The sequence below is a fragment of the Kocuria sp. WN036 genome (assembly GCF_002287015.1).
Taxonomy (GTDB): Bacteria; Actinomycetota; Actinomycetes; order Actinomycetales; family Micrococcaceae; genus Kocuria; species Kocuria rosea.
Genome location: NZ_NSKF01000012.1, coordinates 91,380 through 106,488 on the forward strand (window position 1 = coordinate 91,380; position 15,109 = coordinate 106,488).

Here is a 15,109-nt window from a genome sequence, read left to right on the forward strand (position 1 = left end):
TGAACAGAGGAACCCATGCCAACCCCCAAGCAACGTCCCGGCGCGATCCGCAAGAACAAGAAGGGCCCGCTGGTCGGCACCGGCGGCCACGGACGCAAGGCCCTCGAGGGCCGGGGCCCCACCCCCAAGGCCGAGGACCGCCCGTACCACAAGGCGCACAAGATGAAGAAGGCCGCCGACCGGCGGCAGGGCCAGGGCGGCCGCTCCCCGGCCCGCACCCGCGGCAAGGTCCAGGAGGACCTCGTCACCGGGCGGAACTCCGTGGTCGAGGCGCTGCGCGCGGACATCCCCGCCAAGGCCCTGTACGCGGCGAGCAAGATCGACGTCGACGACCGCGTGCGCGAGATCCTGCAGCTCTGCGCCGAACGCGGGATCACGATCCTCGAGGCCTCCAAGGGCGAGCTCGACCGGCTCACCAGCGACGCCGTGCACCAGGGCGTGGCCCTGCAGGTGCCGGCCTACGAGTACCAGGACGCCGTGGAGGCGGCCCGGAAGTTCATGACCCAGTGGGAGAAGCGGCACATCCGCCGCCCCCCGCTGATGGTCGCCCTCGACGGGATCACCGACCCCCGCAACCTCGGCGCCATCATCCGCAGCGTCTCCGCGTTCTCCGGCAACGCCGTGATCGTGCCCGAGCGCCGGTCCGTGGGCGTCACGGCCTCCGCCTGGAAGACCAGCGCCGGCGCCGCGGCCCGCGTGCCCGTCACCAAGGCGGCCAACCTCAACCGCACCCTCGAGGAGCTCAAGGCCATGGGCTACTTCGTGGTCGGCCTCGACGGCGGCGGCGACGTCGAGCTGCCCGGCCTCGAGCTGGCCACCGAGCCGCTCGTCATCGTGGTCGGCTCGGAGGGCAAGGGCCTGTCCCGGCTGGTCACCGAGAACTGCGACCAGGTCGTCTCCATCCCCATCGACTCCACGATGGAGTCGCTCAACGCCTCGATGGCCGTGGGCATCACCCTGTACGAGGTATCGCGACGCCGTGCTGGTTCCTGAGCCCCGGCGGCAGGACACCGGTCGGCCGTACGTCTCCCACCCCTACCCCCTCGGGGTCCACCCCTCTCCCGAGCGCGACGGCAGCGCGAACGTGGCGGTCTACGCCCCGGGGATCCCCGACCTGGACATCGTCTTCCGGCTGCCCGGCGGCCGCTGGCAGCGGCGGCGGCTCACCGGCCGCACCGGCGGCGTGCACCACGGGACGATCCCGCCGGCCGAGCAGCAGCGGCTCTCGGAGACGGGCTTCGACTACCTGCGGCACCGGGACGAGGCCCCTGCCCTGCCCGCCGGCACGGAGTACGGGTTCGTGCCCGCCGACTCGCCGGTCGCCTCCCGCCACCGCTCCCCGGACCCGGCCGCCCAGCAGATCCTGCTCGACCCCTACGGCAAGGGGCTGCGCCGCGTCGCCCCGCCGCCCGGCGTCGTCGATCCCGGCCCCGACGCCTACGGGGGCCGCTACGTCTCCGTGGTCGTCCAGCAGGACTTCGACTGGGACGAGGACCGCCGCCCGGCCACCCCGTGGCGGGACACCGTCGTCTACGAGGCGCACGTCAAGGGCCTGACCGCCCTGCACCCGGACGTCCCGGAGGAGCTGCGGGGCACGTACGCCGGGCTCGCGCACCCCGCGATGACCGGGTACCTCACGTCCCTGGGCGTCACGGCCGTCGAGCTCCTGCCGGTGCACGCCCACCTGGACGAGCCGCACCTCACGTCCCTCGGGCTGAGCAACTACTGGGGCTACAACACCCTGGGCTTCTTCGCCCCGCACGCCGGCTACGCGACCGCGGCCGCCCGCGCCCGGGGACCGCAGGGCGTGCTGGACGAGTTCAAGGCGATGGTCCGGGAGCTGCACCGCGCGGGGCTCGAGGTCTACCTCGACGTCGTCTACAACCACACGGCGGAGGCCGGCCAGGAGGAGCCCGCCTACTGCTGGCGGGGACTCGGCGACGAGGCCTACTACCGCCACGGCGAGGACGGCCGCTACGTGGACGTCACGGGGTGCGGCAACTCCGTGAACTTCGGCAACCCGCGGGTGGTGCAGATGGCGCTGGACTCCCTGCGCTACTGGGTGGAGCGCTGCCACGTGGACGGCTTCCGCTTCGACCTCGCCCCCGAGCTGGCCCGGGACGAGCGCCACCGCTTCACCCGCAACCACCCCTTCCTCGTGGCCGTCGGCGCGGACCCCGCCCTGTTCGGGACGAAGCTCATCGCCGAGCCCTGGGACGTGGGCATGGGCGGCTGGCAGACCGGTCACTTCCCCGAGGGGTGGGCCGACTGGAACGACCGCTTCCGGGACACCGTCCGCGACTTCTGGCTCACCGGCCCGCGCAGCATGAGCCTGGGCGGGGACGGGGGCAACGCCGCCCGGCTCGCCGGGGCGCTCGCCGGCTCCTCGGACATGTTCGCCGCGTCCGGGCGCAGCGCCCTGGCGTCCGTGAACTTCGTGACCGCCCACGACGGCTTCACCCTGGCGGACCTCGTCTCCTACGACAACAAGCACAACCAGGACAACCTGGAGAAGAACCGGGACGGGACCAACGACAACCACTCGTGGAACCACGGGGTGGAGGGCCCGGCGCGCGACGTGCGGATCCGGGCCGACCGGGCCCAGACCATGCGCAACGTCATGGCCACCCTGCTCTTCTCCCAGGGCGTGCCCATGATCACGGCCGGGGACGAGTTCGGCCGCACCCAGCGCGGCAACAACAACGCCTACTGCCAGGACAACGAGCTGTCCTGGGTGGACTGGCGGCTCACGCCGGCGGACCGTGCCATGCTCGCGGCCACCCGATCCCTGATCGGCGTGCGCGGGGAGTTCCTGGCCGGACAGCCGTCGCACTTCCCGACGCGCCCCGACGAGGTGATGATGCACTGGTTCGGCCCCGACGGGTCGGCCATGACCGCCGCCGGCTGGCAGACCCCCGGGGCCCGGACCATCCAGGTGCTGATCGGCTCCCGCGGCGGCCGGGTGGCGGGGCTCATGGTGATCAACGGCGCGAGCGCCGACATGGCGATCACCTTCCCGAACCTCGCGGAGCTCCTGCGGCCGGACGAGCAGGGGCACCCCCTCGCGAAGGCCGACGGCGTCTACTCGCTGGTGCACAGCACGGCCTCCGTGCTGCACGGACGCTACGGGACGCGCTACCGGGCGGGCCAGGCGCAGGGCGTGCCCGCCGGCTCGGTGACGCTATTCCGGGTGCTCTGAGCACCCGGGTGCGCTGAGGGGCCCGGTGCGCTGAGCTTTCCGGTGCGCCGAGCTTTCCGGTGCGCCGAGCTGCGGCGGCCCGCGCGCAAGAGGGGCCGCACCCGTGGATCACGGGTGCGGCCCCTCCTGCGCGCCGCGCGGCGGCGGCTCAGGCGTTGGTCACCAGTCCCAGCTCGGCCTTGTCGGCGAGCTCGGGGTGGGCGGGCAGCACCCGGACGGTGTAGCCGAACGGGCCCGAGCGGTCCACGGTGATCGTGCCGCAGAACTTGTGCCGCCCCCCGCCGAGGTCGCCGACGGGGCTCAGCCCCGCGTACTTGCGCTCGTGGATGTGGTCCGTCTCCGAGACCCGGCCGTACCCGATCTCCGCGCACACGTCCTCCGGGCTCAGCGAGCCGAGGGACACGTAGGCGCACACCGTGAGCTCGTCCCCGATCTGCGGCTCCTGGGCCACGCCCTCGGCGTCCACGTGCTCGACCGCCACCTGGTCCCACGCCTGGCGCACGCGCCCGACCCACCGGGACTTCGCCCGGGCGGCCGCGTGGCCGTCCAGCGCCGCCCGGCGGCCCGAGACGGCGGCCGGCACGTAGAGGTGCTGCACGTAGTCCTCGAGCATGCGCTTGGCGGAGACCTGCGGGCCCAGCGTCGCGAGGGTGTGCTTGACCATGGCCAGCCACTGGTGGGGCACGCCGTCGGTGTTCGGGTCCGAGCCCTCCGCCGTCTCGCCGTAGAACCGCGGGGCCACGTGGTTCTCGATGAGCTCGTAGAGGGCGGCGGCCTCGATGTCGTCGCGCTCGTCCGGGTGCGCGCCCTCGTCGGCGGTCGGGATGGCCCAGCCGTTCTGGCCGTCGTACATCTCGTCCCACCAGCCGTCGAGCACCGAGAGGTTCAGCCCGCCGTTGAGGGCGGCCTTCATCCCGGACGTGCCGCACGCCTCGAGCGGGCGCAGCGGGTTGTTCAGCCACACGTCGCAGCCCGGGAAGAGGGTCCGGGCCATCGCGATGTCGTAGTTGGGGAGGAACACGATCCGGTGGCGCACCTCCGGGTCGTCCGTGAAGCGCACGAGGTCCTGGATCAGGCGCTTGCCCTGCTCGTCGGCAGGGTGGGACTTCCCGGCGACCACGAGCTGGACGGGGTGCTCCGGGTCCAGCAGGATCCGCTTGAGCCGCTGCGGGTCCCGCAGCATGAGCGTGAGCCGCTTGTAGGTGGGCACCCGGCGGGCGAAGCCGATCGTGAGCACGCCCGGGTCGAGGACCGAGTCGGTCCAGCCCAGCTCGGCGTCCGCGAGACCGCGCTTCTTCCACGACGCCCGCAGCCGGGCCCGGACGTCCTCCACCAGGCGGGTGCGCAGCTCCCGGCGGACGGCCCACAGCTCGGCGTCGTCGGCGCCGTAGATCCGGCGCCACCGCGCGGCCCGGTTCAGGTCCGAGCCCATCGGGTCGAGGGCCAGCTCCGCCATGCGGGGGTCGATCCAGGTCATGACGTGCACGCCGTTGGTGATCGAGCCGATCGGCACCTCGTCGACGTCGAAGCCCGGCCACAGCCCCTGGAACATGCCCCGGGAGACCACGCCGTGCAGCTTGGCCACCCCGTTGGCCCGCTGCGCCAGGCGCAGGCCCATGACCGCCATGTTGAACTTGGCGGGGTCGCCGCCGTCGTAGTCCTCGGCGCCCAGGGACAGGACCTTGGCCGTGGGCACGGAGGGGGCGAGACCCGCGTTGAGGAAGTGCTCGATCTGCGCCTGCTCGAACCGGTCGATGCCCGCGGGCACCGGGGTGTGGGTCGTGAACACGGTGGCCGAGCGCACCGCGGTCAGGGCCTCGTCCCACGTCATCGGCTCGGTCCCGTCCGCCGGGTCCATGAGCTCCGCGATCCGCTCGACGCCCAGGAACCCGGCGTGGCCCTCGTTGCAGTGGAAGACCTCCGGGGCGGGCGCCCCGGTCAGCCGGGAGAAGGCCCGCAGCGCCCGGATCCCGCCCATCCCGAGGAGCAGCTCCTGCTGGAGCCGGTGGTCGCCGCCGCCGCCGTAGAGGCGGTCCGTGACGTTGCGGGCGTGGTCGTCGTTGTCCGGGATGTCGGAGTCGAGCAGCAACAGGGGGACGCGGCCGACGTCGGCCCGCCAGATGTGGGCGGACAGGGAGCGGCCGTTGGGCAGGGGCAGGGTGATCCGGACCGGGCTCCCGTCCTCCTCCCGCAGCAGCGTCAGGGGCATGCCGTCCGGGTCGAGGACGGGGTAGGACTCCTGCTGCCACGCGTCGCGGGACAGGGACTGCTTGAAGTAGCCGTGCTGGTAGAACAGGCCGACGCCCACCACCGGCACGCCGAGGTCCGAGGCGCTCTTGAGGTGGTCGCCGGCGAGGATCCCCAGCCCGCCCGAGTACTGGGGGAGCACGGAGGTGACGCCGTACTCGGCGGAGAAGTAGGCGATGGACCGCGGGGCGTCCTCCGCCTGCGTCTTCTGGTACCACAGGTCGTCGGTGAGGTAGCGCTCGAGATCGGCGTCCAGCTCCTCGATCCGGCGCACCGTGGCCGGGTCCTGGGCGATCTGCTGGATCTCCTCCCGGGTGAGGGAGCCGAGGAGCTTGACGGGGTCCCCGTGGACCGCGTCCCAGGCCTGCGGGTTCAGCTCGGCGAACAGCTGTTCGGTGGGCCGGTGCCAGGACCAGCGGAGGTTCCTCGCGAGTCGGCTCAGAGGGGCGATGGACTCCGGCAGCACGGTGCGCACGGTGAATCTACGGATTGCCTTCACGCCGTCAGACTACCGGTGCGGCGGCGCCGGACGGCGGTGCCGCCGCCCATCCGTCCCCCGGCGCGCCGGACCGCCGCGCCGGGGCCGTGACACCGGGACGGCGACACCGTCCCACCGTTCGACAGCGGGCTTAACGATCGCCGTGTTTGTCGCTAACGTGGTCCAGGTGAGCCAAGCCAACACGCCGCCCCCGTCCGACCCGGCTTCGAGCCCGGCCGGCGCGCCCGCCCCCGACCCCTCGACGACGACGCCCGCCCTTCCCGGTGCCGGGACCGGTGCCGCCGCGGCGCCGGCCGAGCAGCCCGCGAAGAAGGCGCCGGCGCGGCGCAGAGCGTCCACCGCCCGGAAGGCCCCGGAGCCCGAGGTCACGGCGCCCGTGGCCGACGAGCCCGGCATCGCCGTCGTCCCCGCGGCGGAGCCCAAGCCGCGTGCCAAGCGGACGTCCACGGCCAGGACGGCCGCGGCGAAGTCGGCCGCAGGGACGCCCGCGGCCAAGGCCGCCGGCACGAGGACGGCCACCGCCAAGAAGGCCACCACGCCGCGGAAGTCGACGACCACGCGCCGGAAGGCCGCCGGCTCGGCGTTCTCCCGCGAGGACCTGGTCTACGGCCGGATCCCGGTCGTCGGCGTGAGCCCCGTGGTCGAGGACGGCCGCTTCCCGGCGAAGGCCGTGCCGGGCGAGTCGATCCGCGTGGGCGCCACCGTGTTCCGCGAAGGTCACGACGCCCTGGGCGTGACCGCGGTGCTCTACGACCCGCAGGGCGCGGAGGCCGAGCGCGTGCCGATGCGCCTCACCACTCCCGGCACCGACCGCTACGAGGCGTGGCTGACGCCGGCCTCCGAGGGCGCCTGGACCTTCGCCGTGGAGGGCTGGGGCGACCTGTTCGAGACGTGGCGCCACGCCGCGGAGATCAAGGTGGGGGTCGGCCAGGACGTCGACCTCATGATGGCCGAGGGTGTCGTGCTCTTCGACCGCGCCGCCGCGGAGCCGGGCCGCCCGGACTCCGACGCCGAGCTGTTCCGCGCGGTCTCCCGCACGCTCGGCAACGGGGAGCTGCCCGCCGAGCACCGGCTCGAGGCCGGCACCTCCGCCGAGGTCCTGGCCGTGGTCGCCGAGCGGCCGCTGCGGGACCTCGTGACCGAGAGCCGCCGCTACCCGCTGAAGGTCGAGCGCGCCGCCGCCGGCCGCGGGTCCTGGTACGAGTTCTTCCCCCGCTCCGAGGGCGCCGTCTTCGACGCCGAGTCCGGCACGTGGGCCTCCGGCACCTTCCGGACCGCCGCCGAGAGCCTCGACCGTGTCGCGGCCATGGGCTTCGACGTCATCTACCTGCCCCCGATCCACCCGATCGGCACGGCGCACCGCAAGGGCCCGAACAACACCCTGGTGGCCGGTCCGCAGGACCCGGGGTCCCCGTGGGCCATCGGCGCCCCCGAAGGCGGGCACGACGCGATCCACCCGGACCTCGGCTCGTTCGAGGACTTCGACGGCTTCGTGGCCCGCGCAGGGGACCTGGGCCTCGAGGTGGCCCTGGACCTCGCCCTGCAGGCCTCCCCGGACCACCCGTGGGTCACCGCGCACCCGGAGTGGTTCACGACCCGCGCCGACGGCTCCATCGCGTACGCGGAGAACCCGCCGAAGAAGTACCAGGACATCTACCCGATCAACTTCGACAACGACCCCGAGGGCCTGTCCCTCGAGGTGCTGCGGATCGTGGAGCTGTGGATCTCCCACGGGGTGAAGATCTTCCGGGTCGACAACCCGCACACCAAGCCCCTGTGGTTCTGGGAGTGGCTGATCGGCACCGTCAACGCCAAGCACCCCGACGTCGTGTTCCTGGCCGAGGCGTTCACCCGCCCGGCCATGATGCAGGGCCTCGCCCGGGTCGGCTTCCAGCAGTCCTACTCGTACTTCACCTGGCGCAACACCAAGAAGGAGATCGAGGAGTACCTCGAGGAGATCAGCCACGAGACCTCGGCGGTGTACCGGCCGAACTTCTTCGTCAACACGCCCGACATCCTCACCGAGTACCTGCAGTTCGGCGGGCCCGCGGCCTTCAAGATCCGTGCCGTCCTGGCCGCCACCGGCTCGCCCCTCTGGGGCGTCTACGCCGGCTACGAGCTCTACGAGCACGTGGCCCGGGCCGGCGCCGAGGAGTACGTCGACAACGAGAAGTACGAGTACCGGCCCCGTGACTTCGCCGGCGCCGAGGAGCGCGGCGAGTCCCTCGCCCCGTACCTCACGCGGCTCAACGAGATCCGGCGCCGGCACGCCGCGTTCGGCGACCTGCAGAACCTGACGGTGCAGTCCACGTCCGACGACGCCCTGGTCGCCTACTCGAAGACGAAGACCGTCCGGCACGGGGGCTCGAGCTACAAGGACACGGTGATCGTGGTCGTGAACGTGGACCCGCACGCGACCCGGGAGGGCACCGTGTGGCTGGACCTGGAGTCCCTGGACCTGGACGACGCGGACTTCAACGAGGACGGCAGCTTCTGGGTGGACGACCTGCTCAGCGGGAACTCCTGGAAGTGGGGCACGCACAACTACGTGCGCCTGGACCCGCACTACGACCCCGCGCACGTCCTGCACGTCCGCCGCAACGTCAAGTAGGGGCTCGACCGCACCCCGTCGGGGCCCTCCCGGGCGACGTCCCCGGGAGGGCCCCCTCCGCAAGCTCCGATGGCCTCCGACCCACCTGTCCGAAAGGCGGCACCCCCGCATGAGCATCTCGCCGTACTCGCTCAACGCCCCCGGCATCTCCCACGACCCCGACTGGTTCCGCAAAGCGGTGTTCTACGAGGTGCTCGTCCGGGCGTTCTCCGACGCCAACGGTGACGGCTCCGGCGACTTCTCCGGCCTGATCGACAAGCTCGACTACCTGCAGTGGCTGGGCATCGACTGCCTCTGGCTGCCGCCGTTCTTCGAGTCCCCGCTGCGCGACGGCGGCTACGACATCTCGGACTACTACTCGGTGCTCGACGAGTTCGGCACGATCAGCGACTTCAAGCGCCTCGTGGCCGAGGCGCACGCCCGCGGCCTGCGGGTGATCATCGACCTCCCGCTCAACCACACGAGCGACCAGCACCCGTGGTTCCAGGCCTCCCGCGAGGACCCCGAGGGGCCCTACGGCGACTTCTACGTCTGGTCGGACACGGACGAGCTGTACCAGGACGCCCGGATCATCTTCGTGGACACCGAGGAGTCGAACTGGACGTTCGACCCGATCCGCCGGCAGTTCTTCTGGCACCGGTTCTTCTCCCACCAGCCGGACCTCAACTTCGAGAACCCCGCCGTGGTGGAGGCCGTCCACGACGTGGTGAAGTTCTGGCTCGACATGGGCATCGACGGCTTCCGGGCCGACGCGATCCCGTACCTGATCGAGGAGGAGGGGACCAACTGCGAGAACCTCCCCGGCACCCACGACTTCCTGGTCGAGCTGCGGCGCATGATCGACGACCAGTACCCGGGGCGCGTGGTGATCGCCGAGGCGAACCAGATGCCGCACGAGGTGGTGGAGTACTTCGGGAGCGAGCAGGACCCCGAGTGCCACATGTGCTTCCACTTCCCGATCATGCCGCGGATCTTCTACGCGCTGCGGGACCAGAAGGCCGCCCCGATCGTGGAGACCATGCGGGAGACGCCGGACATCCCGCGCGGCACCCAGTGGGGCACGTTCCTGCGCAACCACGACGAGCTGACCCTCGAGATGGTGACCACCGAGGAGCGCCAGGCGATGCTCGGCTGGTACGCCCCCGACTCGCGCATGCGCGCCAACGTGGGCATCCGCCGCCGCCTGGCCCCCCTGCTGGACAACTCGCGGGCCGAGATCGAGCTGATCCACGCCCTGCTCCTGTCCCTGCCGGGCAGCCCGTTCCTGTACTACGGGGACGAGATCGGGATGGGCGACAACATCTGGCTCGACGACCGCGACGCGTCCCGCACCCCCATGCAGTGGACCCCGGACCGCAACGCCGGGTTCTCCAAGGCGGACCCGGGCAAGCTGTACCTGCCCGTGGTGCAGTCGCTGGTCTACCACTACAACCAGGTCAACGTGGAGGCGCAGCTGGCGTCGTCGTCGTCCCTGCTGCACTGGATGCGCCAGATGCTCGCGGTGCGCAAGGCGCACCCGGCGTTCGGCCTCGGCTCGTACGTCGGCGTGGAGACGGACCACGACTCCGTGCTCGCGTTCCTGCGCGTGCTCCCCGACGAGGAGGCCGACGACGGGCGCGGCGAGACCGTGCTGTGCCTGTTCAACCTCGCGCACACCCCGGCCTGCGCCCGGATCCGGCTGCCCCAGTTCGCGGGCCGCGGGCTGCGCGAGCTCTTCGGCGGCGACCTGTTCGGCGAGGTGGACGAGGCCGGGGAGTACCGCATCACCCTCGGCAGCCAGGACTTCTTCTGGCTGCGCCTCCGGGCCGCTCCCCGCGACGACGGCACGTCCCCCCAGACCACGGCCATGCCGATCATCACCGCCACCAAGTCCTGAGCGCGTCCGTGCGTCCGGCCACCTCCTCGCCCGTCCCGGAAGGACCCGATCCCATGACCGACCAGCACCCCCACGAGCTCCTCGACCTCCTGCGCCGGTGGCTGCCGCGGCAGCGGTGGTTCCCCTTCGCGGACGGCGGTGCGGGCACGGAGCTGCGGGTCGTCGCCCAGCTGGCCCTCCCGGACCAGGAGGGCGCCGGCGCCCGGCTCCTGCTGGTCGAGGCCTCCGAGGGGGCGCGCACCGAGCTGCTCCAGGTGCCGCTGAGCTTCCGCGCCGCGCCCCTGGAGGGCGCCGAGCGCTTCCTCGTCGGCGAGCTGGCGCCCGCCGCGGCCGAGGACGCCGGGACGGGCGTCCCGGCGGAGGAGACCGCCACCCCGCGCCGGGCCGCGCGCTTCCTCCGGGACCGGGCCGCCCGCGCCGGCCGTGCCGTGGCCCACCGCACCGGGCTGCCGCTGCCCGGTGCGGAGGACGCCGTGGCCGGCCCCTGGGTCTACGACGGGGTCGGCGACCCGGCGTTCGTCGGGCCGGTCCTGGGGCTCATGCAGCGCGCGGAGCAGCTCAGCTCGGGCCCGCTGGGGCTGACCGTGACGGGCGCGCACGCCGACGTGCTGCGCGTCCCCTACGCGGTCGAGACGCCCGCGCAGGTCCGCGTGATCTCGAGCGAGCAGTCGAACTCCTCGGTGATCCTCACCCCGCCCGCGGGCCGGGCGGACGCCGACGCCGTGATCGTGAAGTTCTTCCGCGTGCTGGGGGAGGGCGACAACCCGGACGTGGAGGTGGGTCGCGAGCTCACCGCGCTCGGCTGCCCCGCGGTGCCGAGCACCTTCGGGTGGCTCGACGCCCGCTGGCGCACCGGGCTGAGCACCGTGCAGGGCCAGCTGGCCGTGGCCACCGAGTTCCTCGCCGGCTCCGCCGACGCGTGGGGCCGGGCCGTCGAGGCCGCGGAGCAGGGCACGGACTTCACCGAGGAGGCCCGCGAACTGGGCCGCACCACCGCGCGCGTGCACCGCGACCTGGGCCGCGCGTTCGGCGCGGACGTCCCCGACGACGACGCCCGCGCCCGCCTCCTGAACGACCTCGGCGGACGCCTGCGCTGGGCCCGCACGGAGACCGGCTCCCTGTTCTCGGAGCACTCGGCCGCCCTCGACCAGCTGATCACCTCCCTCGGTGACGTGCCGGAGCTGCCCCCGCTGCAGCGCATCCACGGCGACTACCACCTGGGCCAGGTCCTGCAGACCGAGGACGGGCAGTTCAAGGTGCTCGACTTCGAGGGGGAGCCCCTGCGCGCCATCGAGGAGCGCACCCGGCCGGACGTCGCCCTGCGCGACGTGGTCGGCATGCTGCGCTCCTTCGACTACGCCGCCGCCTTCGGCGCCCGTGCCGGCGCGGCGGACGCCGAGGCGTGGGGCCGGCGCGCCGGCGACGCGTTCCTGGCGGGCTACGAGCAGGGCGCCGGGCACCCGGTGGACCGCGGTTCCCCGCTGTTCCAGGCGCTGTGGCTGGACAAGGCCCTGTACGAGGTCGTCTACGAGCAGCGCAACCGCCCCGACTGGGTGGACGTCCCGGCAGCGGCGGTTCGCCGTTCACTGGAGAGCCTCCGGTCGCGTAGCGTGAACCCTGATACCGCCGGTGCGGACCCCGCCCCCGGCACCGACCACGACGACGACAGCTCCCGCTCCGCGCGGCTCATCCCTGCGGCAGCGGGAACGGAAATCGAGGACGCAGTGAGCGCCAGCACTCCGCAGGACCGATCCGACCCCGTCCAGAAGTCCCGCGCCGTCCCGGCCGGCCACGACGTGGCCCCTGCGGGACCGGTGCACGTGGCCGAGCACGTGCTGGCCGCCGTGTCCGAGGGCCGCCACCACGACCCGCACAGCGTCCTGGGCGCGCACCTGAACCCGGACGGCAGCGTCACCGTGCGCACGCTGCGCCGGTTCGCGACCGCGGTCGCGGTCGTGACGCAGGACGGCACCTTCGAGCTCGAGCACGAGTGGGGCGGCATTTTCACGGGCGTGGTCCCCGCGCACGAGCCGGGCCGGATCCCCGACTACCGCGTGGACGTGACCTACCGGGACCTGGAGCCGCAGCGGCTGGACGACCCGTACCGCTTCGGGCCGACCCTCGGCGAGCTGGACCTCCACCTCATCGGCGAGGGCCGCCACGAGACGCTCTGGACCGTCCTCGGCGCGCACGTGCGCCGCTACCCCTCCGCGATGGGCGACATCACCGGCGTGGCCTTCGCCGTGTGGGCGCCCAACGCCCAGGCGGTGCGGGTCATCGGCGACTTCAACGGCTGGGACGGCAGCGAGCACGCCATGCGCTCCCTCGGCTCCTCGGGCGTGTGGGAGATCTTCGTCCCGGGCCTGGGCTCCGGCGCCACCTACAAGTTCCGCATCCTCGGCCGGGACGGCGGCTGGCGCGAGAAGGCGGACCCCATGGCCTTCGGCACCGAGGTGCCGCCGTCCACGGCGTCCCGCGTCTTCGAGTCCGACTACGAGTTCCAGGACGACGCCTGGATGGCGCGCCGGGCGGCGACCGATCCGCACAACGCGCCCATGAGCGTCTACGAGCTGCACATCGGCTCGTGGCGCAAGGGCCTCGGCTACAAGGACCTCGCGAAGGAGCTCGTCGAGTACCTCACCTGGCAGGGCTTCACCCACGTGGAGTTCATGCCCGTGGCCGAGCACCCGTTCGGCGGGTCCTGGGGCTACCAGGTGACGTCCTACTACGCGCCGTCCTCCCGCTTCGGCAGCCCGGACGAGTTCCGCTACCTCGTGGACAAGCTGCACCAGGCCGGCATCGGCGTGATCGTGGACTGGGTCCCGGGCCACTTCCCGAAGGACGAGTGGGCACTGGCCCGCTTCGACGGCGAGCCCCTGTACGAGCACGCCGACCCCCGCCGCGGCGAGCACAAGGACTGGGGGACGCTGATCCCCGACTACGGCCGCAACGAGGTCCGGAACTTCCTGGTGGCCAACGCCTCCTACTGGCTCGAGGAGTTCCACGTGGACGGCCTGCGCGTGGACGCGGTCGCGTCCATGCTCTACCTGGACTACTCGCGCAACGAGGGGGAGTGGGAGCCCAACGTCTTCGGCGGCCGCGAGAACCTCGAGGCGATCGCGTTCCTCAAGGAGGCCAACGCCACCGCGTACAAGCGCACCCCGGGGATCGTCATGATCGCCGAGGAGTCGACGTCCTACCCGGGCGTGACCCGGCCGACCGACGCCGACGGGCTGGGCTTCGGGCTCAAGTGGAACATGGGGTGGATGAACGACACCCTCGAGTACATGGCGGAGGACCCGGTCAACCGGTACTACCACCACAACAAGCTCACGTTCTCGCTGGTCTACGCGTTCTCGGAGAACTTCCTGCTCCCGATCTCCCACGACGAGGTCGTCTACGGCAAGGGCTCCCTCCTGCGCAAGATGCCGGGCGACCGGTGGCAGCAGCTCGCCAACGTCCGCGCCTACCTGGCGTTCATGTGGGCCCACCCCGGCAAGCAGCTGATCTTCATGGGCACGGAGTACGCCCAGGAGTCCGAGTGGTCCCAGGAGCACGGCCTCGACTGGTGGCTCTCGGAGACCCCGCCGCACAAGGGCGTCCAGGAGCTGGTCCGCACCCTCAACGGGATCTACCGGGAGACCCCCGCGCTGTACGAGCGGGACAACAACCCCGCGGGGTTCGAGTGGATCGACGCGGCCGACGCCGGGCGCAACACGCTGTCCTTCACACGCTGGGACGAGCAGGGCAACCCGCTCGTGTGCGTGGCGAACTTCGCTGGCAACCCGCACGAGAACTTCCGGCTGGGCCTCCCGTGGGCGGGGGAGTGGGTCGAGGCGCTCAACACGGACTCCGAGCTCTTCGGCGGTTCGGGCGTGGGCAACCTCGGCAAGGTCACCGCCACCGAGGGCGCCCACAACGGCAACCCCGCCTCGGTCGAGCTGACCGTCCCGCCGCTCGCCGTCCTGTACCTCAAGCCGGCCGAGCACTGAGCCGGCCCCGGCCGTTCCCGCGGGAGCCGGCCGGAGTCACGGGAAGGGCCCGGATCCTCGGATCCGGGCCCTTCCGCCGTCCCGGGACCGGATGCGGGGCGCCCGGAGAAACCGCCGGCGGGCGGCGGCGGCGGGTCCGGGAGGCCGGTTTGCACGGGCCGCGGAAACCGAGTAACTTCATCCAAGTCGTCGCGGCGAGGAACTCCTCCGGGAGATCCACGGGGCGGCATCCCCCACCGAACGGTCCCGACCGAGCAGCCAGCGAGTTGCACGGGGACGGAAGAGTGTTAGGGTGGGAGATTGTGAGCTTCGCCGGAAGGCGGCGCCGTCACGATCAGGTAACCAAGAGTTCACCTGAGATTGACCGGGGTCGACCGGAAGGGCTAAGGTTGCAGAGCACTCCGGCAGCAAGGTGTCAAGCGAGACACGGCTGATCGGTCTGTTGTTTGAGAACTCAATAGTGTGCCATGTTTGTTGATACCGGATGTTTTATTCGGTTGATTGGTTGTCGCCGTCCTGCCTCCGTGGGGTGGTGGCGACATTTTCAGCCGGGGTTTGATGTTTTCGTTGTTTTTTTGACGGAGAGTTTGATCCTGGCTCAGGACGAACGCTGGCGGCGTGCTTAACACATGCAAGTCGAACGATGATGCCCAGCTTGCTGGGCGGATTAGTGGCGAACGGGTGA

Annotated in this window: 6 protein-coding genes and 1 rRNA gene; 6 read left to right on the forward strand and 1 reads right to left on the reverse strand. The window is 72.0% G+C overall.

The window, feature by feature from the left end:
• Positions 1-15 precede the first annotated feature (15 nt).
• Both rlmB and glgX read left to right on the forward strand, forming a co-directional pair.
• Positions 16-993: a 23S rRNA (guanosine(2251)-2'-O)-methyltransferase RlmB gene (rlmB, locus tag CK505_RS09490; RefSeq protein ID WP_095650907.1), complete on the forward strand. Its 978-nt coding sequence runs from the start codon at positions 16-18 to the stop codon at positions 991-993.
• Positions 980-3,199 (forward strand): glycogen debranching protein GlgX, encoded by a 2,220-nt coding sequence (gene glgX, locus CK505_RS09495; RefSeq protein ID WP_095650908.1) that lies wholly within the window; start codon positions 980-982, stop codon positions 3,197-3,199. The genes rlmB and glgX overlap by 14 nt, the downstream gene beginning before the upstream one ends.
• Before the next feature lie 148 nt (positions 3,200-3,347).
• Here glgX and glgP read toward each other — a convergent pair whose 3' ends face one another.
• Positions 3,348-5,945: an alpha-glucan family phosphorylase gene (glgP, locus tag CK505_RS09500; protein WP_095650909.1), complete on the reverse strand. Its 2,598-nt coding sequence runs from the start codon at positions 5,943-5,945 to the stop codon at positions 3,348-3,350.
• Positions 5,946-6,102: 157 nt separating this feature from the next.
• Between glgP and CK505_RS09505 the strand changes: the two genes are divergently transcribed.
• The 4 genes from CK505_RS09505 to CK505_RS09520 all read left to right on the forward strand — a co-directional run.
• Entirely contained in the window at positions 6,103-8,556 is a 2,454-nt protein-coding gene (locus CK505_RS09505) for an alpha-1,4-glucan--maltose-1-phosphate maltosyltransferase (RefSeq protein WP_095650910.1), read from the forward strand.
• Positions 8,557-8,665: 109 nt separating this feature from the next.
• The gene (gene treS, locus CK505_RS09510) at positions 8,666-10,432 is read left to right on the forward strand and encodes a maltose alpha-D-glucosyltransferase (protein ID WP_017831955.1); all 1,767 of its coding nucleotides are present in this window, start codon (positions 8,666-8,668) and stop codon (positions 10,430-10,432) included.
• 53 nt (positions 10,433-10,485) lie between these two features.
• Positions 10,486-14,424: a 1,4-alpha-glucan branching protein GlgB gene (gene glgB / locus CK505_RS09515; protein ID WP_095650911.1), complete on the forward strand. Its 3,939-nt coding sequence runs from the start codon at positions 10,486-10,488 to the stop codon at positions 14,422-14,424.
• A 575-nt stretch (positions 14,425-14,999) separates the two neighbouring features.
• A 16S ribosomal RNA gene (locus CK505_RS09520) occupies positions 15,000-15,109 on the forward strand; the annotation flags it as partial.

What these genes read in the sequence shown, in the direction of transcription:
- rlmB (WP_095650907.1), top strand. Translation starts at nt 16, where the DNA reads ATGCCAACCCCCAAGCAACGTCCCGGCGCGATCCGCAAGAACAAGAAG.
- treS (WP_017831955.1), top strand. Translation starts at nt 8,666, where the DNA reads ATGAGCATCTCGCCGTACTCGCTCAACGCCCCCGGCATCTCCCACGAC.
- glgB (WP_095650911.1), top strand. Translation starts at nt 10,486, where the DNA reads ATGACCGACCAGCACCCCCACGAGCTCCTCGACCTCCTGCGCCGGTGG.